Genomic DNA, 25,007 nt, shown 5'->3' with positions numbered 1-25,007 from the left:
AGACTTAGTTCTTGCTCTTGTCGACGATCTTGTTGGCCGAGATCCACGGCATCATCGAACGCAGTTGCTCGCCGATGATTTCGATACCATGGGCGGCGTTGTTACGGCGCTTGGCGGTCATCGATGGGTAGTTGGTGGCACCTTCGCTGATGAACATCTTCGCGTATTCGCCGTCCTGGATGCGCTTCAGAGCGTTGCGCATGGCCTTGCGGGATTCTTCGTTGATGACTTCAGGGCCGGTGACGTACTCACCGTACTCGGCGTTGTTGGAGATCGAGTAGTTCATGTTGGCGATACCGCCTTCGTACATGAGGTCAACGATCAGCTTCAGTTCGTGCAGGCACTCGAAGTAGGCCATTTCTGGCGCGTAGCCAGCTTCGACCAGGGTTTCGAAACCAGCTTTGACCAGCTCGACGGTACCGCCGCACAGAACCGCCTGCTCACCGAACAGGTCGGTTTCGGTCTCGTCCTTGAAGGTGGTTTCGATAATGCCGGTACGGCCGCCACCGACGCCTGCGGCGTAGGACAGGGCGACGTTCTTGGCATTGCCCGAAGCGTCCTGGTAGATAGCGATCAGGTCAGGGATGCCGCCGCCTTTGACGAACTCGGAGCGCACGGTGTGGCCCGGGGCCTTCGGTGCGATCATGATCACGTCGAGGTCGGCACGCGGAACGACCTGGTTGTAGTGGATCGAGAAGCCGTGGGAGAAGGCCAGGGTGGCGCCTTTCTTGATGTTCGGCTCGATCTCGTTCTTGTACAGCTGGCCCTGGAACTCGTCCGGGGTGAGGATCATGACCAGGTCGGCGGCAGCGACGGCGGTGGCCACGTCGGCTACTTTCAGGCCGTGGGCTTCTGCCTTGGCAACGGTGGCCGAGCCTTTACGCAGACCGACGGTAACGTCTACACCGGAGTCCTTCAGGTTGCACGCCTGAGCGTGGCCCTGGGAGCCGTAACCGATGATGGCGACTTTCTTGCCCTGGATGATGGAAAGGTCGCAGTCTTTATCGTAGAAAACTTTCATGAAATACCCCTGGTTATATCTCGGCCCCTGCGGAGCCATAGCTAATTTTTGAAGTTAGATGCTGAGCACTTTGTCGCCACGGGCAATGCCGGTGACGCCACTGCGCACGGTTTCGAGAATCGATGCGGTGCCGATGGCCTGGATGAAGCTGTCCAGTTTGTCGCTGGTACCGCTCAGCTGTACGGTGTACACGCTGGCAGTCACGTCGACGATCTGGCCGCGGAAGATATCCGTGGTGCGCTTGATCTCGGCGCGCTGGGCACCGGTGGCCTTGACCTTGACCAGCATCAGTTCGCGCTCGATGTGAGCGCTTTCCGACAGGTCGACCAGCTTGACCACTTCGACCAGCTTGTTCAGGTTCTTGGTGATCTGTTCGATCACTTCATCATGGCCGACGGTGGTCAACGTCAGACGCGACAGGGTCGGGTCTTCGGTCGGTGCCACGGTCAGGCTTTCGATGTTGTAGTTGCGCTGGGAGAACAGGCCGACCACGCGAGACAAGGCACCGGGTTCGTTTTCCAGCAGCAGGGAAATGATGTGCCGCATATCAGGTACGCTCCGTCTTGCTCAGCCACATGTCACGCATCGAGCCATCCTTGATCTGCATCGGATAGACGTGCTCGGTACGGTCGATCGCGATGTCGATGAAGACCAGGCGGTCCTTCATGGCAAACGCTTCTTCCAGCTTCGGCTTGAGGTCCTTCAGGCTGGTGATGCGGATACCCACATGACCATAGGCCTCGGCCAACTTGACGAAGTCAGGCAGCGACTCGACATAGGAATGCGAGTGGCGGCCGTTGTAAGCCATGTCCTGCCACTGGCGGACCATGCCCAACACACCGTTGTTCATGTTGACGATCTTCACCGGCAGGCCGTACTGCATGCAGGTGGACAGCTCCTGGATGTTCATCTGGATGCTGCCTTCGCCAGTGACGCAGGCCACGTCATGATCCGGGAAGTTGAGCTTGATGCCCATGGCCGCCGGGAAACCGAAGCCCATGGTGCCCAGGCCACCGGAGTTGATCCAGCGGTTGGGTTTGTTGAAGCGGTAGTACTGCGCCGCGAACATCTGGTGCTGGCCCACGTCGGAGGTGACGAAGGCATCGCCCTTGGTCACTTCGCACAGCGTCTCGATGACCTGCTGCGGCTTGATGACGTTGCCGTCGCCCTTGTCGTAAGGGAACAGGCCACCGTCGCCACGCCATTCGTCGATCTGCTTCCACCAGGCATCCAACGCCGCCTTGTCAGGCTGCTCGCCGATTTCCTTGAGAATGCCGAGCATTTCGTTGAGCACGCTTTCGACCGGGCCGACGATCGGCACGTCGGCCTTGATCATCTTCGAGATCGACGCCGGGTCGATGTCGATATGGATGATCTTGGCGTTCGGGCAGAACTTGGCCGGGCCGTTGACCACGCGGTCGTCGAAACGCACGCCGACAGCGAAGATCACATCGGCATTGTGCATCGCCAGGTTGGCGGTGTAGCTGCCGTGCATGCCGAGCATGCCGAGGAACTGGCGGTCGGTACCCGGGAAGCCACCGAGGCCCATGAGGGTGTTGGTGACCGGCAGGTTCAGCGACTTGGCGATTTCGGTGAGGGCTTCGGAGCCACCACCGAGGATGACGCCACCGCCGGAGTAGACGACCGGGCGCTTGGCCGCCAGGAGCATTTCGGCTGCCTTGCGGATCTGGCCGGAGTGACCACGTACAGCCGGGCTATACGAACGCAGCTTGACCTTTTTCGGGTAGATGTACTCGAACTTCTCAGCCGGGTTGGTCATATCTTTTGGAATGTCGACCACGACCGGGCCGGGACGGCCGGATTGCGCAAGATAGAAAGCTTTTTTCAGAACTTCCGGGATTTCCGAAGCATGCTTGACCATGAAGCTGTGCTTCACGATCGGCCGGGAAATACCGATCATGTCGGTTTCCTGGAAGGCATCGGTGCCGACCATGGTGCTGGGCACCTGGCCAGACAGGATGACCATCGGAATGGAATCCATGTAAGCGGTGGCAATGCCGGTGATGGCATTGGTCGCACCTGGGCCGGAAGTCACCAGTACCACGCCGGCCTTGCCGGTGGCACGGGCGTAACCGTCCGCCATATGGGTGGCAGCCTGTTCGTGACGGACCAGGATGTGCTGGACTTCCGGTTCCTTGAACAGAGCATCGTAAACATGAAGGAGAGCACCGCCAGGGTACCCGTAGATGTGCTTAACGCCCTCGTCACGCAAGAAGCGGACGACCATCTCAGCGCCAGATAAAAGCTCCACGTTGTTCACCTCTAAAACGCCAGAATACCGTCCTCACTGGACGGGTCTTATTAGGTTTACTGCCAAGCAGAGCATGAGCGAACGTCAGCACTGACTGAGCAAGTATTGGGAATGCCCTGGTGTGTTGCGGGCTTTCCCACCCAGCGCGAGGTAACGCGTTGCGGGGTGTTACAAGTCGGCGCGGGTGTGCGCCTCATGATCTGCTTAGCGGGTCTGCTTCTGGCAGTCCCTCTACAGCGGAATCTGGATTCTTGTGATTTGGCGCCAACAAGTCAAGAAAAATTATTGCCAATTTTTCCGCAAGATGAATCGCCAGCACCACTAAAAAGGCGCGCAGCAGCAGAACAATAAAGATTTCCATAAAAAAGGGCCACAATCTGCGGCCCTTAAAGGAAAAAGAGAAGAAATCAGGCGGAAGGCGCGATCAATTGATCGAATTCTGCCAACAGGCGCCGTAACACGCGGCTTTGTTCCGGGCGATCGACAAACACCGTCTCGGCCATCACCAGGATGCCCGAGGCATTCGGCAACGCCAGCCCGTGCTCGAGGATCAGCTTCATGCGTGGCAGGAAGATCCACTGCAGCCACTGCTCGAAGCTCATGCTGTCCACCGCGAACGGCACCGTGCTGGCCAGCATCTCGTCGCTGGGCGTATCAGCGCTCCACCAGCCCTGGACCTTGAGCTCTTGCTCGATCAGCAGCAGATGGTCGGCGATATCGAGTATGCGCTGTTCCATCACAGGTTGACCCGCGCCTTCTGCCGCGCCAGTGCGGCACCGGCGCTGTCGCCTTGCTTCTCGCGGGCCTGGGCGATGGTGTTCCACAGCTGGGCCTGAAGGTCTGGACGGCCGTTGGCGTAGGTCAGCGCGCGACGGGCCAGTTGCTCGGATTGCGCCGCGTCACCTTGCGACAGGCGCACCTGGGCCAGGCGGAACAGCACCTGCGGCTCGCGCGGGGCGATGCGCTGGGCACGCTCCAGGCTCGAAGCGGCGCCGTTGAAGTCACCACTGCCCTGCTGCTGCTGGGCGGTGGTCAGCAGCGCCAGCACCGGGCCATCGAGTTGCTCGTCGGCGGACAAGCCGCCGGTGTTGGCGCGCGGGATGCCGGTCGGCGCCTGGGTGACGGCCGGAGGGTTGCTCATCGAGGCGATGTCGAACGGCTCATCAGCCACCGGGTTGGGGTTGCTGGTGATGGGGCCAGTGCTGATCGGGCCCGGGGTGATCGGGCCGCTGCTGACCGGGCCGGGAGTAATCGGCCCGGTGCTGATCGGCGCGCCGCCGGTGCCCTGCGGGATCATCACGGTGACGCCGCCTTCTTCGGGCAACGACTGCGCCTGGCTGCTGCCGCCACTGGTCGGGTAGGCCGAGGTGCGCTTGGCCTGGACCCGCTCACTGTTGGAGACCCGGGTGCTCGAATCCACCACCGGGATGTTGCCACGCTGGACGCTGGAGCAGCCTTGCAGCACGGTTACCGCAGTCAAGACAGGAATCCACCACTTCTTCACTTCACACCCTCTTCAAAAGCTCGTGCTCAATTCATCCACCCCTTGACCCAGTCCATGACCGATTCGGCCGGGTTCTGTTCGCCACCACAGGTGGCGCCAGCGGGCGGTTCGCTGCCGCGAATATACGGCATCTGCACGGCTCCCGGACAGCTACCGTCGGAACCCTGGCCGCTGTAAGGGTCGATCCAGGCCTGCACCACGTTGTCGGGTAGCGGCATGTCCAGCGGCAACGGGTCGGCCTTCTTCATGAAGCTGGTCCACACCTGCAGCGCGCCGGTGGCGCCGGTGAACGGCGTCTTGCCGTTGTCGTCGCGGCCCAGCCAGACCACTGCCAGCAGGTCCTGGCTGAAGCCGGAGAACCAACTGTCGCGCGAGTCGTTACTGGTGCCGGTCTTGCCCGCCAGCGTCAGCGAGCTGGGCAGCACGCTATACACCGAACGCCCGGTACCTTCACGCATTACCCGCTGCATGGCGTTCTGCACCAGATAGATGGCACCGGGGTCAAAGGTTTGCTGGATCTGGAACGGGTAGCGCTTGAGCGGCTCGCCTTCGGCGGTGAGCACGCTGCGAATGCCACGCATCGGTGTATTGAAGCCACCGTTGGCGATGGTCTGGTACATGGTCGCAACCTGCATCGGCGACATGCCGCCAGCGCCCAGCAGCATCGACGGGAACGCCGGCCAGTCGACCTGCACACCCAAGCGACCGATGGTCTTGATCACGTTCGGCACGCCCACTTCCAGGCCGAGCTTGGCGGTCGACAGGTTGTAGGAGTTGGCCAGGCCCTGGTACAGGTAGATGGTGCCATGCGGGCGGCGATCGTAGTTCTGCGGGCGCCACACCTGGCCGTCGGCACCTTTGACCGAGAACGGCTCGTCCTGCACCCGAGTGGTCAGGCTGTACTTGCTCGGTTGCTCAAGCGCGGTGAGGTAGACCGCCGGCTTGACCAGCGAGCCGATCGGCCGCACGGCGTCGATGGCACGGTTAAAGCCGGCAAAGCCCGACTGACGGCTGCCGATCAGCGCCTGCACCTCGCCGGTTTCCGGGTTGGTGACGACCATCGCCGACTCCACCTCGTCGGCGCCCTTGCGCCCGGCCAAGCGCTTGAACGTCTCGCTCATGGCGGTTTCGGCCTTCATCTGCAGGATCGGGTCGAAACTGGTGAAGATGCGCAGGCCTTCTTCGGTCAAGTCTTCGTCGCGGTAGTCCTGGCGCAGCTGGCGCTTGACCAGGTCGAGGAACGCCGGGAACGAGCTGTCGGCCAGGCTGCCGCGCTTGGTCACGCCCAGCGGCATCTTCTTCGCAGCATCGATCACTTCCTGGCTGGCCACGCCCTGCTCGGCCAGCAGGTCGAGCACCAGGTTGCGGCGCTGCAGGGCACGCTCGGGGTAACGACGCGGGTTGTAGTAGGACGGTCCCTTGACCATGCCCACCAGCAAGGCAATCTGGTGCAGCTTGAGTTCCTGCAGCGGCTGGCTGAAGAAGAACTGGCTGGCCAGGCCGAAACCATGCACCGCGCGCTGGCCGTCCTGGCCGACGAAGACTTCGTTCAGGTACGCCTCGAGGATCTCGCGCTTGTCGTAGTGCATCTCCAGCAGCACGGCCATCATGGCCTCGGTCAGCTTGCGGCTGAGGCTGCGCTCGTTGGTGAGGAAGAAGTTCTTCACCAGCTGCTGGGTCAGGGTGCTGCCGCCCTGACGCATGGCGCCCGAGGAGGTGTTCACCCAGATGGCCCGGGCAATGGACTTGGGCGATACGCCGAAGTGGCTGTAGAAATCGCGGTCTTCCGTGGCGATCAGGGTCTCCAGCAGGTACGGCGGCACCTGGTCGATCTTGATCAGGATGCGGTCTTCAAGATTCTTCGGGTAGATACCGCCAATCATCAGAGGCTCCAGGCGCACCACGTCGAGCTTGCCGCCGTTGGCACCGCTGAGCCCTGCAACGTAGTCACCGGAGAACCGTACACGCACGAACTGCGCCGGCTCCATACCTTCATAGAACTGGAAGCCACGGGTATTGAGGTCGACGTTGTTACCATTGATCGACGCCGCGCCCGGGCCATTGGCCGCGCTCTCGCGACGGTAGCCGAGGGCATCGAGCTCGGTGAGGAAGTCGTTCTTGCTCAGCTTCTGGCCGACGAACAGCTCCAGCGGCCGGGCGTACACCTTGGCCGGGATGGTCCAGCGCTTGCCGGAAAACTTCTCCTGCACAGTCGCATCGAGGTAGACCGCAAAACCGGCGATCAGGACAAGGCCGACCAGGCTGAGCTTGAGAGCCCAGCCCAACCAGGCGCGCGCACGGCCGGTCGGCTGCTTTTTAGGGGGGCGGGAATTTCGGGTACGAGTCATGGCGGCGGAGTATACGCACTTTCAAAAGGGGAGGCAGGCGCCCACAGGCGGTTTGCAGGGACGTCACCATTGACCATAATGGCGCCTTCGAATTCCCTGACCCCGAAAGGATCACTTGTGAGCCAAGCCCTGATCAGCGCGCTGCAGAACCCTGCACTTTATCCGCACCCTGTCGAGGGCTTCCAGCTCATCGAAACGCACATTTCCTGGGTCCTGCTCACCGGTGAGTTCGCCTACAAGATCAAGAAGCCCATGAACTTCGGCTTCCTCGACTTCACCGGCCTGGATCAGCGTGGGCATTTCTGCAACGAAGAACTGCGCCTGAACCAGCGCCTGACCGAAGGCCTGTACCTGGAAGTGCTGCCAATTACTGGCAGCGCCGAAGCCCCGCAACTGGGCGGCGCAGGCACGCCGATCGAGTACGCGCTGAAAATGCGCCAGTTCCCCCAGGGCCAGATGCTCAGCACCCTGCAGGCCAACGGTGAGCTGAACGCCGACCACATCGACCAGATGGCCCGGCAGATTGCCGAGTTCCACCTGCAGGCACCGAAAGTCGCCGTCGAGCATCCGCTGGGTACGCCAGAGGCCGTCATGGCCCCAGTGGAGCAGAACTTCGAGCAGATTCGCCCGTTCCTCAGCGACAAGGCCGACCTGCAGCAGCTCGACAACCTGCAAGCCTGGGCCCAGGACAACTTCAAACGCCTGCGCGGCCTGCTCGAGGCGCGTAAGGCCGACGGTTTCATCCGCGAATGCCACGGTGACATCCACCTGGGCAACGCCACCCTGATCGACGGCAAGGTGGTGATCTTCGACTGCATCGAGTTCAACGAGCCGTTCCGCCTGACCGATGTCTACGCCGATATTGGCTTCCTCGCCATGGACCTCGAAGACCGCGGCCTCAAGTGCCTGTCGCGACGCTTCATCAGCCAGTACCTGGAGCTGACCGGCGACTACCAGGGCCTGGAGCTGCTGAACTTCTACAAGGCTTACCGCGCCCTGGTACGGGCCAAGGTCGCGCTGTTCAGCATGCCGGCCGACGCCGATGGCGTGCAGCGTGCCACCACCCTGCGCACCTACCGCAACTACGCCAACCTGGCCGAAAGCTACAGCGCCATCCCGTCGCGCCTGCTGGCGATCACCCACGGTGTTTCGGCGGTGGGCAAAAGCCATGTGGCCATGCGCCTGGTCGAAGCGCTGGGCGCGGTGCGCGTGCGCTCCGATGTAGAACGCAAGCGCCTGTTCGGTGAGCAGCAGCAGGCCCAAGCCGGCCAGTTGCAGGCAGGGATCTATGACCAGCAGTCCAGCGCCGCGACCTACCAGCGCCTGCATGCGCTTGCAGAAATCATCCTGCGTGCCGGCTTCCCGGTAGTGCTGGACGCCACTTACCTCAAGCACGACCAGCGCAAGGCCGCGGCACAGGTCGCCAGCGAGACCGGCGCGCCCTTCCTGATTCTCGACTGCCAAGCCCCCGAGGCCGTCATCGAGAGCTGGCTGGCGCAGCGCCAGGCCGATAATGCCGACCCTTCGGATGCCACCCTTGAAGTCGTCAAGGCCCAGCAAGCCAGCCGCGAACCGCTCGATGGCGAAGAACAGAAGCACAGCAAGCGCGTCGATACCCAGGAAAGCGCCAGCATGGACCAACTGATCGACCAGATCCGTCAGCACCTGCCCGGCCTTTGACCCTCCAGGCGTGAAGCAGTCGACAGTTCACGCCTGAAGTCCGGCGCCTCTTCAGTGATGTCATTACAATGGCATCACACCCCACGAGGAGGCGCCTCCATGAACCAACCCCGGCAGCTGGACAACGTCCTGTACGCCCTGGTCCGCGACGAGAAGATCGCGACCTTCAACCGCGAAAAGCCAACGGACGCCCCCATCGATTTTCGCGGCGGTGATTTTCGTGGCCTGGACCTGCGCAACCTCGACGTGCGTGGCATCGACTTCACCGATGCATACTTTCGCGCCGCCGACCTGCGCGGCCTGGACCTGCGGGAAACCGGCCTGGAAGGCGCGAGCATCGCCCATGCGCAGATCTCCGGAACCTACTTCCCCAGCGAGCTGAGCGCTGACGAAATACTCATGTCACTGAAATTCGGTACGCGCCTGCGCTATCGAACCGCGCGCTGACCCTCGGCCAGGCACCGCCCCGCACCCCGGGGCGGCTACCGGTCGGGCCCCGATGGCAAAAGGCCGCGCATTTCCCAAGCCCCGCTACACTCCTCTCTGACCTGCTCGCGATTTATCCCCAAGACCCGTTCAGCCATCGCAAGGAGGCTCGATGAACGATGAATTGCAGCACCTGAAAAATCTTGGCAAGACCTCCGCGCAATGGCTGCACGCCGTCGGTATCCACAGTGCATCGGACCTTCGTCGCCTGGGCGCGGTGGGTGCCTATCAAGCCGTAAGAACGCGGGGTTTCCGGGCTTCCAAGGTGTTGTTGTACGCCATAGAGGGCGCCTTGCTGGACATGCACTGGAACGATTTGCCGGTTGAACGCAAAGAGGCGCTGAACCAGCAGCTCGACGCGAAGAGCCCGGCACAGAAGATGGAAAAATAAATTGCTGAAAGCCATTGACTCGGTAATGAGAATCGTTATGATTATCACAACTGGTCGCGAGACTGGTTGGGTAACCTGAAAGCCCCTGGTTCGGACTCTCAGATTATCTCCTCATCAGGCTAATCACGGTTATTGACCCGGCACTTTGCCGGGTCTTTTTTTGCCCGCGATTTACTGCCCTTTGCGCAGCTGGGCGCAATAATCCTGCTCGGGCAGTGCCGCGGTGTACCAGACGAAATCAGCCATGCCCGGCTCGACCGCCTCCCCCACTTGCGCCAGCAGCAACACCTTGCTGTCGCCTTTGGCCCCCAGGTCTGCCAGGTGCAGGGGCACGCCCAAGTCCTTGCGTGCGTGATAGCTGCCGGCGAACAGCAGCGCAGGTTGCGGCGCGCTCAGCAGGCGCTCGGCAATGCGCCGGTCGCGCTGTTGCTGGACGGCGAGCATTGCCGGTAGCTGGCTGTCCGGCAGCAGGTTGCAATGCCCGGCACGGACCTGCTCGCGCAATGCCTGCAAAACATTCGCCGCATTGCTGCGCGCGCCAGGCGGGTTCACTGGCTGGCGATAAGCCTGGCGAATCTCTCCGGGGGACAAATTGGCCGACAGCAGCGGATAAGGTTGCGCCAAGGCTTCCCTCAGGATCGGCCCGTACAACTCCCAGTCCCAGCCATCCTGCCAGGCGAGGGCCTTGGGCAGGTCTTGTGGCAGTGGCCCGCCGTGCTGCAAGGCATCGACCAGCGGCTGCTGTTCGGGCTGGAGCATTTCCAGCAGCAGGCTGCCTTGCTGGCGGCGGCTCTCCATAGCGCGCAGCAACCAGAGCTGTAGCGCATGGTGGTCAGGGTTGTCGTGCTGCTCGCCGACCAGCACCCGAGGAGCGTTGGCGAGATGCTCGACCAGTTGCTCCGGGCTGATCAACCGGCCGCTGGCCAGGTCGCGGATCTGGCCCAACTGCGCGCTGTCACGGCCCTCGCTGCTTTGCCAGGCCGGCAGTGGCGGCAGGCTGGCCTGGCACCCCGCCAATGCCAGTACCAGGCAGACCGACAAGAGGTGACGCATGGCTGAAGCTCCTATCGAGTGATGATCAACGGATGGCCCCTCTCCGGATGCGCCTGCACCAGCACATCGATGCCGAACACCGCCTTCAGAGCCACTGGGGTCAGTACCGCCTGCGGCGTATCCAGAGCATGGCAGCGCCCCTGCTCCAGCAGCAGGATATGGTCACAGTAGCGGGCCGCCAGGTTCAGATCATGCAGGATCACCAGCACCGCTGCGCCACGGTCGGCAAAACTGCGTACCGCCTGCAGCGTGGTGTGCTGGTGCAGCGGGTCGAGCATGGATGTCGGCTCGTCGAGCAACAGCGTGGTGCCGGCCTCACCCGGCCACAGCTGGGCCAGCACCCGGGCCAGGTGCACTCGCTGGCGCTCCCCCCCGGAGAGCGCAAGATAGCTGCGCTCGCCCAGGTGCCCGGCATCTGCCGCCTGCAATGCCGCGTCGACGATCTCCCGATCGCGCTGCCGGCCACTGGCATGGGGCAGCCGGCCCAGGCCGACCACCTCTTCGACACTGAAGCCGAAGCCCAGGCTGGACACCTGCGGCAACACCGCCAGCCGCCGTGCCCGCTCCTGCCCGGGCCAGTCCTCCAGCACCCGCCCGTCCAGACGCACTCGCCCGGCACTGGGCGCCAGCTCACCGCACAGGGCGCCAAGCAGGCTGCTCTTGCCGGCTCCGTTGGGGCCCAGCACGCCGAGGATCTGCCCTGGGTGAAGTTGCAGATGGATATCGTGCAGCACCTCGCTGCTGCCGCGCTTGAGCGACAGGCCTTCGACATCGAGCATCAGTTGCGCCCCTTGACCAGCAAGAACAGGAAGAACGGTGCCCCGATGAAGGCCGTGACGATGCCGATCGGCAGCTCTGCCGGCGCCAGGGCCAGGCGCGCGATCAGGTCGGCGAACAGCAACAGGGTGCCACCGGCCAGCAGCGACGCCGGCAACAACACACGGTGGTCCGGCCCCGCCAGCAGGCGCACCAGGTGCGGCACCACCAGGCCGATGAAACCGATCAGGCCTGCCGCCGCCACCGCCGCGCCGACACCCAGCGCGGTGCAGAACACCAGCTCACGTTTCAGCGCCTCCACTTCAACACCGAGATGGCGGGCCTCTGACTCGCCCAGCAGCAAGGCATTGAGCGCCTGTGCCCGCCGCGGCAACCACAGCGCCACGGCTACCGCCACCAGCAGCAGCGGCCAGAGGCGTTCATAGCTGGCGCCGTTGAGGCTGCCAAGGTTCCAGAACGTCAGGGTGCGCAAGGTCGCGTCATCTGCCAGATAGGTGAACAACCCGACCGCCGAGCCGCCCAAGGCGGTCATGGCGATACCGGCCAGCAGCATGGTCGCCACGTTGGTCTGGCCGTCACGCCGGCCAAGGCGATAGACCATCGCCGTCACCCCCAGGCCGCCGATGAAGGCACACAACGACAGCAGGTAGGGCGCGAACCACTCGGCTATGCCGCCCAGCCAACTGCCCCCCACGATCGCCACCGCCGCCCCCAGGGCGGCACCACTGGCGACCCCCACCAACCCAGGATCAGCCAGCGGGTTGCGAAACAGGCCCTGCATGGCCACCCCCGACAGCGCCAGCACCCCGCCCACCGCCAGCCCCAGCAAGGTGCGCGGCAGGCGGATCTGGCCGAGGATCATTTCGGCTTGCTCGAGCCCCGCACCGCTGATCGGCACGCCGATCAGGCGCAAGCCTGCGCGCAGGGTATCGAACAGCGGCAGGCTGACCGGCCCCAGCGCCAGCGACAGCCAGACCGCCAGCAGGCACAACAGCGCAAGGCCAGTGAACAGCGTGCGTGGCTGGACCCGCTGCCTCATGGGGTGAGGCTGGCCTTGGCGGCCGGGTAGAAGCTGGCGGCCAGCTCATGCAGGGTAGCGGGCAGGCGCGGGCCGAGACCACCGACCAGCAGCGTCGGGTCAAGCGACAGCAGGCGCTTTTCGCGCACCGCACGCGAGCCGGCCAGGGCCGGGTTTTGCTTGATCAGCGCCTGCAGGGCGGCCTCGCCTGCCAGAGCCCGATCGGAGAACACCACCACGTCCGGGTCCAGCGCGGCCAGGGCCTCCACCGAGAAGTTCTTGTAGCCCTGATGGTCGGCCAGGTTGCGCGCCCCGGCCTGGCGCAGCAGCCAGTCGCCGGAAGTGCCAAGCCCGGCGATCAGTGGCTTGGCCCCGGCGTGCCCGACCAGCAGCAGCACGCCCGGTGCTTTCTGGCTGGCCTGGGCCTGCTTGATCTTGTCCTGCAGCCCTTGCAACTGGCGGTGGTAGTCACTGGCCAGGGTTGCCGCCTGCTGCTCGCTGCCCAGCAGTGCCCCCAGGTGCTCGAGGTTCTCGTCCACCGCCGCCAGCTCGGCCTTGCTGGAGAACAGCTCGACCCGCACGCCGGCCTTGCGGATCTGCGCCAGCACCGGTGGCGGGCCCATTTCCTCGGTCCCCACCAGCACATCCGGGCGCAGGCTGAGGATGCCTTCTGCCGAAAGCTGGCGCTGGTAGCCGATGCTGGGCAATGCCTTGAGCGACTCGGGGTGCTGGCTGGTGGTGTCCACGCCGACCAGCCGCTGCTCCCCACCCAGCGCGCTGATCCATTCGCTCAGCGCGCCACCGGCACTGACCCAGCGCTGCGGCAGTTCGCCGGCCAGCGTCGGGGTAGATAAAAGCAGACCGGCACACAGGGCGATCAGGGCAGCGGGACGGCGCATCATCGAATTCCTTTGCTTGAAGGCGGGCCGCGCGCCTTGTGGCGGGCGGTGGAACTGCGCACCATAGGCAGCCTAGCGCGGCGAATGCGGGCAATTTGATAATTATTCGCATTGAAGCGTCAAGCCATCCCTTGTCACACGGCTTAACTGAAAACACACCCCATCATGCATTTTCTCTGCGCCTCCACCGACCTCAGCGAAGGCCAAAGCCGCGCCTTCAGCGTAGCCGGCGTGCCACTGCTAGGCGTACGTCGCCATGGCCAGGTATTCATCTACCGCAACCGCTGCCCCCATCGCGGCATCACCCTCAACTGGGCGCCAGACAGCTTCCTCGACGAAAGCGCCAGCCTGATCCAGTGCGCCCATCATGGCGCGCAGTTCCTGATCGAGAGCGGCGAATGCGTGGCCGGCCCGTGCGCGGGCGAGTGGCTGGAAGCCCTGGACTGCCTGGAAGACAGCCAGGGCATCTGGCTTAGCGAGTGAGCAGCACCGGCAGCGGCCGGTCGACCACGATCTGCTGTGCGTCCAGCCGGGTGCCGTAGGCCAGCACCTCTACCCCATCCGCCACCGCCGCGCGCAGGGCCTGGGCATAGCCGGCGTCGATTTCTTCCGCCGGGCGCACGGCCTCGATGCCGGTGAGGTTCACACAATACAACTGCACCGCGCGAACACCCTGGCGCGCCAACCCCGCCAGCTCGCGCAGGTGCTTGGCACCGCGCTGGGTCACGGCATCGGGGAAGGCCGCCACCGGGGTGTCCGGGTAACCGAGGGTCACGCTCTTGACCTCGACGTAAGCCTTGCTGCCATCGGCATACTCCAGATAGAAGTCGATGCGGCTGCGCTCCTCACCGTAGGCCACCTCGCGCTTGAGCGTGGTGAAACCGGCCAGTTCGGTGATGGTGCCCGCACGCAGCGCTTCTTCCACCAGTGCGTTGGCCCGCCCGGTGTTGACACAAGCCAGCCGGCCCTGGGGCGTTTCGCTGATTTCCCAGGTGCCGGGCAGCTTGCGCTTCGGGTCGTTGGAGCGGCTGAACCAGACCCGCCCGCCTTCACTCATACAGTTGAGCATCGAGCCGGTGTTGGGGCAGTGGATGGTCATCTGCTCGCCACTGGTCAGCTCGATGTCGGCCAGGAAGCGCTTGTAGCGGCGCAGCAGGCGCGCCTCTTCCAGTTCGGGAAAATGCGCCATCAGCCTTGCCAGCTCCGCAGGCCCCGGGCGATGCGCTGCACAGCCTCTTCCAGGCGCGGCAAGCTCTGGGTGTATGCGAAACGCACATGGTGGCCGGCCTGGTGGCGACCAAAGTCCAGGCCCGGCGTGAAGGCCAGGTGTTCGGTTTCGAGGAAGTGCCGGCAGAAGGCGAAGGCATCGCCACCGAAGGCACTGATGTCGGCATACAGATAGAAGGCGCCCTGGGGCTCGACGGCAATACCGAAGCCCAGCTCGCGCAGGGCCGGCAACAGGTAGTCACGGCGACGGGCGAACTCGGCACGGCGCTCTTCGAGAATCGCCAGTGTCTGTGGCTCGAAGCACGCCAACGCCGCATGCTGGGCCATGCTCGGGGCACTGATGTAGAGGTTCTGTGCCAGTTTTTCCAGGTCAGCCACCGCCGACGGCGGAGCCACCAGCCAGCCAAGGCGCCAGCCGGTCATGCCGAAATATTTGGAAAAGCTATTCAGAACGAAGGCCTCATCGTCCACTTCCAGCACGCTCGGCGCATCCATGCCATAGGTGAGGCCGTGATAGATCTCGTCCACCACCAGGTGGCCATTGCGCTCGCGGCTCGCCCTGGACAGGCTGGCCAACTGGTCACGGTCGAGCACCGTGCCGGTCGGGTTGGCTGGCGAAGCCACCAGCGCGCCGACGGTGTCCTTGTCCCAGTAGCGCTCGACCAGGTCGGCGGTCAGCTGATAGTTCACCTCCGGCCCGACCGGCACCAACTGCGCGCCGCCTTCGACCAGGCGCAGGAAGTGGCGGTTGCACGGGTAGCCCGGGTCGGCCAGCAGCCAGTGCTTGCCAGGGTCGACCAACAGGCTGCTGGCCAGCAGCAATGCGCCCGAGCCGCCTGGGGTGATGAGCACGCGCTCGGGGTCGAGGTCTACGCCGTAGCGCTGGCCATAGAAGCCGGCAATCGCCTCGCGCAACTGCGGCAGGCCACGGGCGGCAGTGTAGCGGGTATGCCCCGCGGCCAGGGCCGCCTGGCCGGCGGCAACGATGGGGGCGGCGGTGGTGAAGTCCGGCTCGCCGATCTCCAGGTGAATCACGTCGTGGCCGGCGGCTTGCAGTTCGTTGGCACGGGCCAGCAAGGCCATGACGTGGAAGGGTTCGATGGCGCGACTGCGCGCACTGTGTGGCTGAGCCATGGGCCTTCTCTCAATTGGGTCTAAACTGGTGATTCCACCTGTACATACCAGCGAACGTGCCGCCCGCGCCGCTGTCAATAGCAGGCATAGGGCGGGGTAGCGCACCCCGTATCTATCTGGTAAGTTCGGCGGCTCGCAGTCGCAGGGCCGGCGGTCGCCGGAGATGGAAGTATCCTGCGCATTGGATCAGATGAGTGAGAGGCGGTCTATTCATGTCCACCCTAGAAAAGCAAAAAGCCAGTCAAACGCTCTATGGCGTCGAGCCGTACAAGGAAACCAAGGGTGAAGAATACATGGGTGCCCCAATGCGGGCCCACTTCACCAAGCTTCTGAACGGCTGGAAGCAAGAGCTCATGGCCAGTGTCGACAAAACCATGGACCACATGAAGGACGAGGCAGCCAACTTCCCCGACCCAGCCGACCGCGCCAGCCAGGAAGAAGAGTTCGCCCTGGAACTGCGCAACCGCGATCGCGAGCGCAAGCTGATCAAGAAAATCGACAAGACCTTGCAACTGATCCAGGACGAAGACTACGGCTGGTGCGAATCCTGCGGTATTGAAATCGGCCTGCGTCGCCTGGAAGCCCGTCCGACTGCGGACCTGTGCTTCGACTGCAAGGAAATCGCCGAGAAAAAGGAAAAGACGGTCGGCAAAGGCTGATCCGAATCCCGAAAAGACGGGGCGTACTGGTTGTGGGAGCGGGCTTGCCCCTTCCCACATCAGATACGCCCCGTTTTCATTTATATAGCTCGCACAGCCCATGACCCCAGCCCCCTACATCGGACGCTTCGCCCCCACGCCCAGCGGTTACCTGCACTTCGGCTCGCTGGTCGCCGCCCTCGCCTCCTGGCTCGACGCCCGCGCCGCCAACGGCCGCTGGCTGCTGCGCATGGAGGATACCGACCCGCCGCGCGAGATGCCCGGTGCCCGTGACGCCATCCTGCAGACCCTTGAACGTTACGGGCTGGAGTGGGATGGCGAGGTGGTTTGCCAGAGCCAACGCCACGACGCCTATGCTGCAGTCGTCGACCGGCTGTTCAATATGGGCCTGGCCTATGCCTGCACCTGCTCGCGCAAGCAACTGGAGGGGCATCACGGCATCTACCCGGGCTTTTGCCGCAATGCCGGGCATGCCCGCGAAGGCGCGGCGATACGCCTGCGGGTGCCCGAGCTGATCTACCGCTTCGATGACCGGGTGCAAGGCCGGTTCGAGCAGCACCTGGGGCGCGAAGTGGGCGATTTCGTCATCCAGCGCCGCGATGGGCTCTACGCCTACCAGCTGGCCGTCGTGCTGGACGATGCCTGGCAGGGGGTGACCGATGTCGTGCGCGGCGCCGACCTGCTGGACAACACACCGCGCCAGCTCTACCTGCAGGAGCTGCTGGGCTTCTCGCAGCCGCGCTACCTGCATATCCCACTGATCGTCCAACCCGACGGGCACAAGCTGGGCAAGTCGTACCGCTCGCCGCCGCTCGAGCCGGACCAGGCCACGCCGCTGCTGCTGCGAGCATTGCGCGCGCTGGGCCAGCAGACCGACCCGGCGTTGTTGGGTGCCAGCCCGGCTGAGGTGCTGGCGGTGGCGCGAACTCAGTGGCGGCCGGAACAAATTGCGCGGCAGATGACGGTGCCTGAAGCCGATATACAGTGAGGTCATCGCGGGGCAAGCCCGCTCCCACGCAGATAACTAGCGTGGGAGCGGGCTTGCCCCGCGATAGGCCAGAACAAGCGAAACCAAGTTCAAAAGCCCAACAAATTCAAACCCTTGGCTAACCCTACCGATACCCGCTAGCATCGCCTGCGCCATTTTCACCAATAATAAGTCCAAACCCGCAGCGCCCAACCCTCGAGGCCAGCATGTACATCTATCGTTTGGTCCTGCTTCTGGTCGTGGGGATCTACCTGTTCTCCCCGGCCATCATGGACTGGTGGATCGAACCGACCGGAGCCTGGTACCGCCCCTACCTGCTCTGGCTGATCCTCATCGTCGTCACTTTCATCCTGCAGAGCCAACGAGATGCCGATGAGCTTTAGCCTGACCCAGATGATCCTGATCAGCGCCGCCTACCTGCTGGTGCTGTTCGGCGTGGCCTGGATCAGCGAACGCGGGCTGATCCCGCGCTCGGTCATCCGCCACCCGCTGACCTACACCCTGTCGCTGGGCGTCTATGCCAGCGCCTGGGCCTTCTATGGCTCGGTGGGGCTGGCTTACCAGTATGGCTATGGGTTCCTCGCCTGTTACCTGGGGGTGTCCGGCGCGTTCCTGCTGGCACCGGTGCTGCTCTACCCGATCCTCAAGATCACCCGCACCTACCAGCTCTCGTCGCTGGCCGACCTGCTGGCATTCCGCTTCCGCAGCACCTGGGCCGGCGCGCTGACCACCATCTTCATGCTGATCGGCGTGCTGCCATTGCTGGCCCTGCAAATCCAGGCGGTGGCCGACTCCATCAGCATCCTCACTGGCGAGCCGGTCAAGGCGCGGGTGGCATTCGCCTTCTGTGCGCTGATCACCCTCTTCACCATTTTCTTCGGCTCGCGTCATATCGCCACCCGCGAGAAGCACGAGGGCCTGGTGTTCGCCATCGCCTTCGAGTCGGTGATCAAGCTGCTGGCCCTGGGCGGCATCGGCCTCTACGCGCTGTACGGCGTGTTCGGCGGCCCGCACGGGCTGGAAGTGTGGCTGCTGCAGAACCAGACCGCCCTCGCCGCCCTGCACACGCCGCTGCAGGAAGGCCCGTGGCGAACCCTGCTGCTGGTGTTCTTCGCCTCGGCGATCGTGATGCCGCACATGTACCACATGGCCTTCACCGAGAACCTCAGCCCTCGCTCGCTGGTCAGCGCCAGCTGGGGCCTGCCGCTGTTCCTGCTGCTGATGAGCCTGGCCGTGCCGCTGGTGCTGTGGGCCGGCCTGCGCCTGGGCGCCAGCACCAATCCGGAGTACTTCACCCTGGGGCTGGGCATCGCCGCCAACAACCAGGCCCTGGCCTTGCTGGCCTACGTCGGCGGGCTGTCGGCCGCCAGCGGGCTGATCATCGTCACCACCCTGGCGCTGTCGGGCATGGCCCTCAACCACCTGGTGCTGCCGCTGTACCAGCCACCGGCCGAAGGCAACATCTACCGCTGGCTGAAGTGGACCCGCCGGGCGCTGATCGTCGCCATCATCACCGCAGGTTTCGTCTTCTACCTGACCCAGAACAACCACCAGAGCCTGGCTAACCTCGGCATCGTCGCCTTCGTCGCCACCCTGCAGTTCCTGCCCGGCGTGCTTTCGGTGCTGTACTGGCCGACCGCCAACCGCCGCGGTTTCATCGCCGGCCTGCTGGCCGGCATGCTGGTGTGGATGGTGACCATGCTCCTGCCGCTGCTGGGTAACCTGCAGGGCTTCTACATTCCGTTGCTGGACATGATCTACGTGCTGGACGACACCAGCTGGCACATGGCGGCCATCGCCTCGTTGGCGGCCAACGTCCTGCTGTTCACCCTGATTTCGCTGTTCACCAATGCCAGCAGCGAAGAGGTCAGTGCCGCCGAAGCCTGCGCGGTGGACAACGTGCGTCGCCCGCAACGCCGCGAGCTGCACGCTGCCTCGCCCCAGGAGTTCGCCACCCAGCTTGCCAAGCCACTGGGCGCCAAGGCCGCACAGAAGGAAGTCGAGCAAGCCCTGCGTGACCTTTACCTGCCGTTCGACGAGCGCCGCCCCTACGCCCTGCGTCGCCTGCGCGACCGCATCGAGGCCAACCTCTCCGGCCTGATGGGCCCGAGCGTGGCCCAGGACATGGTCGAGACCTTCCTGCCGTACAAGTCCGGCAACGAAAACTACGTCACCGAAGACATCCACTTCATAGAGAGCCGCCTCGAGGACTACCACTCGCGCCTGACCGGCCTCGCCGCCGAGCTCGACGCCCTGCGCCGCTACCACCGCCAGACCTTGCAGGAGCTGCCCATGGGCGTCTGCTCGCTGGCCAAGGACCAGGAAATCCTGATGTGGAACAAGGCGATGGAAGAACTCACAGGCATCGCCGCCAAGCACGTGGTCGGCTCGCGCCTGGTGACCATTGGCGAACCTTGGCGCGGCCTTTTGCAGGGGTTCATCAACGTACCCGACGAGCACCTGCACAAGCAGCGCCTGGCCCTCGATGGCCAGCCACGCTGGCTCAACCTGCACAAGGCGGCCATCGACGAGCCACTGGCACCGGGCAACAGCGGCCTGGTGCTGCTGGTCGAGGACCTCACCGAAACCCAGGCCCTGGAAGACAAGCTGGTGCACTCCGAGCGCCTTGCCAGCATCGGCCGCCTGGCCGCAGGCGTTGCCCACGAAATCGGCAACCCGATCACCGGCATCGCCTGCCTTGCGCAGAACCTGCGTGAAGAGCGCGAGGGCGATGGCGAGATCATCGAGCTGTCCAGCCAGATCCTCGAACAGACCAAGCGCGTGTCGCGCATCGTCCAGTCGCTGATGAGCTTCGCCCATGCCGGCGGCAGCCAGCAGAACAGCGACGAGCCGGTGTGCCTCGCCGAAGTGGCGCAGGACGCCATTGGTCTGCTGGCGCTGAACCGGCGCAATTTCGAAGTACAGTTCTTCAACCTGTGCGACCCCGACCACTGGGCCGAGGGCGACCCGCAGCGCCTGGCCCAGGTGCTGATCAACCTGCTGTCCAACGCCCGCGACGCCTCCCCGGCCGGCAGTGCCGTACGCGTGCGCAGCGAAGTCAGCGATCACACCGTCGACCTGATCGTCGAGGACGAGGGCAGCGGCATCCCGAAAAGCATCATGGATCGCCTGTTCGAACCCTTCTTCACCACCAAGGACCCAGGCGAGGGAACCGGACTGGGGCTCGCTCTGGTCTATTCCATCGTGGAAGAGCATTATGGGCAAATCACCATCGACAGCCCGGCCGACATCGAGCGCCAACGTGGTACCCGGATCCGCGTGACCCTGCCCCGGCATGTCGTAGCGACGTCCCCTGTAATTCGAGACCGTCGAGAGAATTGAATCAATGCCGCACATTCTGATCGTCGAAGACGAAACCATCATCCGTTCGGCCCTGCGCCGCCTGCTCGAACGCAACCAGTACCAGGTCAGCGAAGCCGGCTCGGTGCAGGAAGCCCAGGAACGCTTCAGCATCGCCACCTTTGACCTGATCGTCAGCGACCTGCGCCTGCCCGGTGCCCCGGGCACCGAGCTGATCAAGCTTGGCCAGGGCACGCCGGTGCTGATCATGACCAGCTACGCCAGCCTGCGCTCGGCGGTGGACTCGATGAAAATGGGCGCGGTGGACTACATCGCCAAGCCCTTCGACCACGACGAAATGCTGCAAGCCGTCGCGCGCATCCTGCGCGACCGGCAGAACGCGCCAGCCGCAGCGGCGCTCGCCGAACCGCGGCCCACCAATGGCAAGGCCGGCGCGGACAAGTCCAGCCCCGCAGCCGCCAATGGCGAAATCGGCATCATCGGTTCCTGCGCGCCCATGCAAGACCTGTTCGTCAAGATCCGCAAGGTCGCGCCCACCGACTCCAACGTGCTGATCCAGGGCGAGTCGGGCACCGGCAAGGAGCTGGTCGCCCGCGCCCTGCACAATCTTTCGCGCCGGGCCAAGGCACCGATGATCTCGGTGAACTGCGCGGCGATCCCGGAAACCCTGATCGAATCCGAACTGTTCGGCCACGAAAAAGGCGCGTTCACCGGTGCCAGCGCCGGCCGTGCCGGCCTGGTCGAAGCGGCCGATGGTGGCACCCTGTTCCTCGACGAGATCGGTGAGCTGCCGCTTGAGGCACAAGCCCGTCTGCTGCGTGTGCTGCAGGAAGGCGAGATCCGCCGGGTCGGCTCGGTACAGTCGCAAAAAGTCGATGTGCGCCTGATCGCAGCGACCCACCGTGACCTGAAGAACCTGGCCAAGGCCGGCCAGTTCCGTGAAGACCTGTATTACCGCCTGCACGTGATTGCGCTCAAGCTGCCCGCCCTGCGCGAGCGCGGCAGCGACGTCAACGAAATCGCCGACACCTTCCTCGCCCGCCAGAGCGCGCGCATCGGCCGCGACGACCTGCACTTCTCCCACGAAGCCGAACAGGCCATCCGTCACTACAGCTGGCCGGGCAACGTGCGCGAGCTGGAGAACGCCGTGGAGCGCGCGGTGATCCTGAGCGAGAGCGCGGAGATTTCCGCAGACCTGCTGGGCATCGACATCGAGCTCAGCGACCTCGAAGAGGTCGATGGCCTGGCCCACCTGCCCTCCCTGGTCAGCAACGCCGCCAGCAACGCCAGCCACGAGCCCACCGAAGACCTGTCGCTGGAGGACTACTTCCAGCACTTCGTCCTTGAACACCAGGACCACATGACCGAGACGGAACTGGCGCGCAAGCTGGGCGTCAGCCGCAAGTGCCTGTGGGAGCGTCGCCAGCGCCTGGGCATTCCGCGGCGCAAGAGCAACGCCACCAGCGACAACTGATACACCGTCATACCTATCGCGGGCGGTGCGGCGTCCCGACAAGCCCGCTCCCACGCTTGACGCCCCATCTGGAGCAGCTGGCGTGGGAGCGGGCTTGTCGGACCGCCGCACCGCCCGCGATGCTTTTGAGGGAAGCGCGGTAACAGATCAGTTCCCGCAAAAATCTGTTACCTCTGCCCTTCGGCGTAACAGCCCACGAGGCGTACGGTAACGAAATTTCCACATTTGCCCGGCGCGGACAGCCGTCGAAATGGCCAAAAACCCCGGATTCATTGGCTTTTCAAAAGTTGGCACGGCATCTGCTATATGTCTGGTACAAGAACAATAACAAGCACTGCAACTCAGAATAAGAACAAGACGAAACGGCTCACGCACAATAAAAACAAGACGGCGGAGGCGCAGCTAACTGATTCTTTTGGAGAGGAGCTGTGTTTGGGGCTTGCCCCACGATCAGACAGAGAACAACAAAAACTGCACTCAAAAGCAGCACCTGAACTGATTGGATCGAAAGATCAGCATCAACTCGGCGACCAAAGCAATCCGTTTGCTCTTCACCCCTGGTTTAGGGGTCGTTCACAAGCTTCGAGATTTGTGAACAGGGCACTCAACAAAAACAAGAAGCCCAGCAAAAAAACAATAAGAGCACACAACGACTTGGTGGGGAGCTTCGGCTCCCCATTGTCGTTTCTGGGCGTCTGCCACGCCCCTTGGCACGCCGCCTACACCATTCCCCCAGTAAATGCTAGAATCCCCGCCCATCATGCGGCCATTCTCCTATCCTTGGCCGAACATTCCTTCAAACAGTGCATCCCATGCTGAAGAAGCTGTTCCAGTCGTTCCGCCCGCCGGTCCCCGGCCAGCACCACAGGCGCACCACGCCTGAAGTGATCAACAAGAGCCAGCACTCGCTGCAGCGCAGCCAGTTCAGCCGCCATGCCGTGAGCATCGTCGAGCGCCTGCAGGCGGCCGGCTACCAGGCCTATCTGGTCGGTGGCTGCGTGCGCGACCTGATGCTGGGCATCACGCCCAAGGACTTCGACGTCGCCACCAGCGCCACCCCCGAACAGGTGCGCGCCGAGTTCCGCAACGCCCGCATCATTGGCCGGCGCTTCAAGCTGGTTCACGTGCATTTCGGTCGCGAGATCATCGAAGTCGCCACCTTCCGTGCCCCGCACTCGGACGAGGACCAGGCCGACAGCCACCGCTCCTCGCACAATGCCAGCGGCCGCATCCTGCGCGACAACGTGTACGGCACCCTTGAGGAAGACGCGCAACGCCGCGACTTCACCATCAACGCCCTGTACTACGACCCGGTCAACGAGCGCGTGCTCGATTACGCCAACGGCGTGCACGATGTGCGCAACCGCCTGCTGCGCCTGATCGGCGACCCAACGCACCGCTACCAGGAAGACCCGGTGCGCATGCTGCGCGCCGTGCGCTTCGCCGCCAAGCTGAACTTCGGCATCGAAAAGCACACCGTGCAACCGATCCGCCAGCTGGCCAAGCTGCTGCGCGAGATCCCGCCGGCACGTTTGTTCGAAGAAACCCTCAAGCTGTTCCTCAACGGCCAGGGCGCATTGGCCTTCGAGATGCTGGTCGACCTGGAGTTGTTCGAGCCGTTGTTCCCTGCCAGTGCCCATGCCCTGGAAGAGCGCCCGACCTACACCCACACACTGATCAGCCAGGCCCTGGCCAACACCGACCTGCGCGTCAAGCAGGGCAAGCCGGTCACGCCTGCGTTCCTCTTCGCCGCCCTGCTCTGGCCAGCCCTGCCAGGCCGCGCGCTGCACCTGCAGAGCCAAGGCGTGCCGCCGATCCCAGCCATGAATGGCGCGGCCCACGACCTGATCGCCGAGCAGTGCCAACGCATTGCCATCCCCAAGCGTTTCACCCTGCCGATCCGCGAGATCTGGGACATGCAGGAGCGCTTGCCACGGCGTAGCGGCAAACGCGCCGACATGCTGCTCGACAACCCGCGTTTCCGCGCCGGCTACGATTTCCTGCTGCTGCGTGAAAGCGCAGGCGAGGAAACCGATGACCTGGGCCAATGGTGGACCGACTACCAGGACGCCAATGACAGCCAGCGCCGCGACATGATTCGCGAACTGGGCAACCGCGACGACGGTGCCAGCACAGGCGCAGGCCCGCGCAAACGCAAGCGCAGCCCCAGCAAACGCAAGCGTGACGACGACCAGGCGTGGGACTGAGCATGAATACCCGCGCCTACATCGGCCTGGGCAGCAACCTCGACGAGCCCGCCGAGCAGCTGCGCAGCGCCCTGCAGGCGCTGGATGTGCTGGCCGACACTCGCCTGGCAGCGGCTTCGGCGCTGTACACCAGCGACTCGCTGCTGCCCGGCCAGCCGCGCTACACCAATGCCGTGGCGGCCATCGATACCCGGCTGGCGCCGCTTGACCTGCTCGACGCCCTGCAAGCCATCGAGAACGACCAGGGCCGGGTCCGCCAGGAACGCTGGGGGCCGCGCACCCTCGACCTGGACGTGCTGCTGTTCGGTGACCAGCTCATCGACGTGCCGCGCCTGAAAGTACCGCATTACCACATGCACGCCCGCCCCTTCGTGCTCTACCCGCTCGCCGAGCTGGTCGACGCCGACTTCCGCCTCGCCGATGGCCGCAGCCTGCAGCAAATGCTTCAGGATTGCCCGTTCGTCGGCCTGGAACGCCTGTAAAACGGGCGTTTCAGACGGCGGTAACGCCAGTAACACCCACCGCGTAACAATGCGGTAACACGGGTC

General features: G+C 64.0%; 24 protein-coding genes. 11 read left to right on the top strand and 13 right to left on the bottom strand.

Annotated elements, in window-relative coordinates; translation table 11 throughout:
* Positions 1-4 precede the first annotated feature (4 nt).
* The 7 genes from ilvC to mrcB form a co-directional block, all read right to left on the bottom strand.
* The gene (gene ilvC / locus EJA05_RS04100) at positions 5-1,021 is read right to left on the bottom strand and encodes a ketol-acid reductoisomerase (RefSeq protein ID WP_125462571.1); all 1,017 of its coding nucleotides are present in this window, start codon (positions 1,019-1,021) and stop codon (positions 5-7) included.
* Between the two features lie 54 nt (positions 1,022-1,075).
* Complete coding sequence (gene ilvN / locus EJA05_RS04095; RefSeq protein ID WP_003250040.1) at positions 1,076-1,567, bottom strand: acetolactate synthase small subunit; 492 nt, start codon at positions 1,565-1,567, stop codon at positions 1,076-1,078.
* Between the two features lies 1 nt (position 1,568).
* Positions 1,569-3,293 carry an acetolactate synthase 3 large subunit gene (locus EJA05_RS04090; RefSeq protein WP_125462570.1) on the bottom strand — a complete coding sequence of 575 codons (1,725 nt, stop codon included), beginning with the start codon at positions 3,291-3,293 and terminating at the stop codon, positions 1,569-1,571.
* Between the two features lie 193 nt (positions 3,294-3,486).
* Positions 3,487-3,654 (bottom strand): hypothetical protein, encoded by a 168-nt coding sequence (locus EJA05_RS28130; RefSeq protein WP_189654516.1) that lies wholly within the window; start codon positions 3,652-3,654, stop codon positions 3,487-3,489.
* A 46-nt stretch (positions 3,655-3,700) separates the two neighbouring features.
* On the bottom strand, positions 3,701-4,033 hold the full coding sequence (locus EJA05_RS04085) for a YqcC family protein (protein ID WP_125462569.1): 333 nt from the start codon (positions 4,031-4,033) through the stop codon (positions 3,701-3,703).
* The gene (locus EJA05_RS04080) at positions 4,030-4,797 is read right to left on the bottom strand and encodes a tetratricopeptide repeat protein (protein ID WP_125462568.1); all 768 of its coding nucleotides are present in this window, start codon (positions 4,795-4,797) and stop codon (positions 4,030-4,032) included. Before EJA05_RS04080 ends, EJA05_RS04085 begins: the two co-directional genes overlap by 4 nt.
* 26 nt (positions 4,798-4,823) lie before the next feature.
* Positions 4,824-7,145 carry a penicillin-binding protein 1B gene (gene mrcB / locus EJA05_RS04075; protein ID WP_125462567.1) on the bottom strand — a complete coding sequence of 774 codons (2,322 nt, stop codon included), beginning with the start codon at positions 7,143-7,145 and terminating at the stop codon, positions 4,824-4,826.
* Positions 7,146-7,262: 117 nt separating this feature from the next.
* Here mrcB and EJA05_RS04070 point away from each other — a divergent pair, with 117 nt between their 5' ends.
* From EJA05_RS04070 to EJA05_RS04060, 3 genes are all read left to right on the top strand, one after another.
* Positions 7,263-8,825: a bifunctional aminoglycoside phosphotransferase/ATP-binding protein gene (locus EJA05_RS04070; RefSeq protein WP_125857426.1), complete on the top strand. Its 1,563-nt coding sequence runs from the start codon at positions 7,263-7,265 to the stop codon at positions 8,823-8,825.
* Positions 8,826-8,924: 99 nt separating this feature from the next.
* Entirely contained in the window at positions 8,925-9,272 is a 348-nt protein-coding gene (locus EJA05_RS04065; protein ID WP_110995974.1) for a pentapeptide repeat-containing protein, read from the top strand.
* 151 nt (positions 9,273-9,423) lie between these two features.
* Positions 9,424-9,702, top strand: coding sequence for a TfoX/Sxy family protein (locus tag EJA05_RS04060; protein ID WP_110995975.1), 279 nt, complete (start codon positions 9,424-9,426; stop codon positions 9,700-9,702).
* A gap of 171 nt (positions 9,703-9,873) precedes the next feature.
* Here the strand turns inward: EJA05_RS04060 and EJA05_RS04055 are convergent, their stop codons facing one another.
* From EJA05_RS04055 to EJA05_RS04040, 4 genes are read right to left on the bottom strand one after another with little or no spacing between them, the layout of a single operon-like run.
* Positions 9,874-10,755 carry a ChaN family lipoprotein gene (locus tag EJA05_RS04055; protein ID WP_125857425.1) on the bottom strand — a complete coding sequence of 294 codons (882 nt, stop codon included), beginning with the start codon at positions 10,753-10,755 and terminating at the stop codon, positions 9,874-9,876.
* Positions 10,756-10,766: 11 nt separating this feature from the next.
* Positions 10,767-11,534, bottom strand: coding sequence for a heme ABC transporter ATP-binding protein (locus tag EJA05_RS04050; protein WP_125857423.1), 768 nt, complete (start codon positions 11,532-11,534; stop codon positions 10,767-10,769).
* Positions 11,534-12,517 (bottom strand): FecCD family ABC transporter permease, encoded by a 984-nt coding sequence (locus EJA05_RS04045; RefSeq protein ID WP_190306074.1) that lies wholly within the window; start codon positions 12,515-12,517, stop codon positions 11,534-11,536. The genes EJA05_RS04050 and EJA05_RS04045 overlap by 1 nt, the downstream gene beginning before the upstream one ends.
* Positions 12,518-12,567: 50 nt before the next feature.
* On the bottom strand, positions 12,568-13,452 hold the full coding sequence (locus tag EJA05_RS04040) for a heme/hemin ABC transporter substrate-binding protein (RefSeq protein WP_125857420.1): 885 nt from the start codon (positions 13,450-13,452) through the stop codon (positions 12,568-12,570).
* Between the two features lie 162 nt (positions 13,453-13,614).
* Between EJA05_RS04040 and EJA05_RS04035 the strand changes: the two genes are divergently transcribed.
* Positions 13,615-13,932 carry a Rieske (2Fe-2S) protein gene (locus EJA05_RS04035; RefSeq protein WP_125462561.1) on the top strand — a complete coding sequence of 106 codons (318 nt, stop codon included), beginning with the start codon at positions 13,615-13,617 and terminating at the stop codon, positions 13,930-13,932.
* On the opposite strand, the gene sfsA is transcribed toward EJA05_RS04035, so the two are convergent.
* Positions 13,922-14,638 (bottom strand): DNA/RNA nuclease SfsA, encoded by a 717-nt coding sequence (gene sfsA / locus EJA05_RS04030; RefSeq protein ID WP_125857418.1) that lies wholly within the window; start codon positions 14,636-14,638, stop codon positions 13,922-13,924. The two genes, EJA05_RS04035 and sfsA, sit on opposite strands and share 11 nt — an antisense overlap.
* Positions 14,638-15,810, bottom strand: a complete 1,173-nt coding sequence (locus EJA05_RS04025; RefSeq protein WP_125462559.1) for a pyridoxal phosphate-dependent aminotransferase — start codon at positions 15,808-15,810, stop codon at positions 14,638-14,640. Before EJA05_RS04025 ends, sfsA begins: the two co-directional genes overlap by 1 nt.
* A gap of 212 nt (positions 15,811-16,022) precedes the next feature.
* Here EJA05_RS04025 and dksA point away from each other — a divergent pair, with 212 nt between their 5' ends.
* The 7 genes from dksA (at position 16,023) to folK (ending at position 24,941) form a co-directional block, all read left to right on the top strand.
* The gene (gene dksA, locus EJA05_RS04020; protein WP_125462558.1) at positions 16,023-16,469 is read left to right on the top strand and encodes an RNA polymerase-binding protein DksA; all 447 of its coding nucleotides are present in this window, start codon (positions 16,023-16,025) and stop codon (positions 16,467-16,469) included.
* 100 nt (positions 16,470-16,569) lie between these two features.
* Positions 16,570-17,457, top strand: a complete 888-nt coding sequence (gene gluQRS / locus EJA05_RS04015; protein WP_125857417.1) for a tRNA glutamyl-Q(34) synthetase GluQRS — start codon at positions 16,570-16,572, stop codon at positions 17,455-17,457.
* A gap of 206 nt (positions 17,458-17,663) precedes the next feature.
* On the top strand, positions 17,664-17,840 hold the full coding sequence (locus tag EJA05_RS04010) for a hypothetical protein (protein ID WP_003250005.1): 177 nt from the start codon (positions 17,664-17,666) through the stop codon (positions 17,838-17,840).
* Positions 17,824-20,799: a sensor histidine kinase gene (locus EJA05_RS04005; protein ID WP_190306032.1), complete on the top strand. Its 2,976-nt coding sequence runs from the start codon at positions 17,824-17,826 to the stop codon at positions 20,797-20,799. Before EJA05_RS04010 ends, EJA05_RS04005 begins: the two co-directional genes overlap by 17 nt.
* Before the next feature lie 4 nt (positions 20,800-20,803).
* The gene (locus EJA05_RS04000; protein ID WP_125857413.1) at positions 20,804-22,252 is read left to right on the top strand and encodes a sigma-54-dependent transcriptional regulator; all 1,449 of its coding nucleotides are present in this window, start codon (positions 20,804-20,806) and stop codon (positions 22,250-22,252) included.
* 812 nt (positions 22,253-23,064) lie between these two features.
* On the top strand, positions 23,065-24,459 hold the full coding sequence (locus tag EJA05_RS03990; RefSeq protein WP_125857412.1) for a polynucleotide adenylyltransferase PcnB: 1,395 nt from the start codon (positions 23,065-23,067) through the stop codon (positions 24,457-24,459).
* Positions 24,460-24,461: 2 nt separating this feature from the next.
* Positions 24,462-24,941 carry a 2-amino-4-hydroxy-6-hydroxymethyldihydropteridine diphosphokinase gene (gene folK, locus EJA05_RS03985; RefSeq protein ID WP_125462552.1) on the top strand — a complete coding sequence of 160 codons (480 nt, stop codon included), beginning with the start codon at positions 24,462-24,464 and terminating at the stop codon, positions 24,939-24,941.
* Positions 24,942-25,007 lie beyond the last annotated feature (66 nt).

The sequence above is a fragment of the Pseudomonas oryziphila genome (assembly GCF_003940825.1).
In the GTDB taxonomy this organism is placed as follows: domain Bacteria; phylum Pseudomonadota; class Gammaproteobacteria; order Pseudomonadales; family Pseudomonadaceae; genus Aquipseudomonas; species Aquipseudomonas sichuanensis.
The sequence above is the reverse complement of the archived record's forward strand: the minus strand, read 5'-3'. Positions and strand labels throughout refer to the sequence as shown.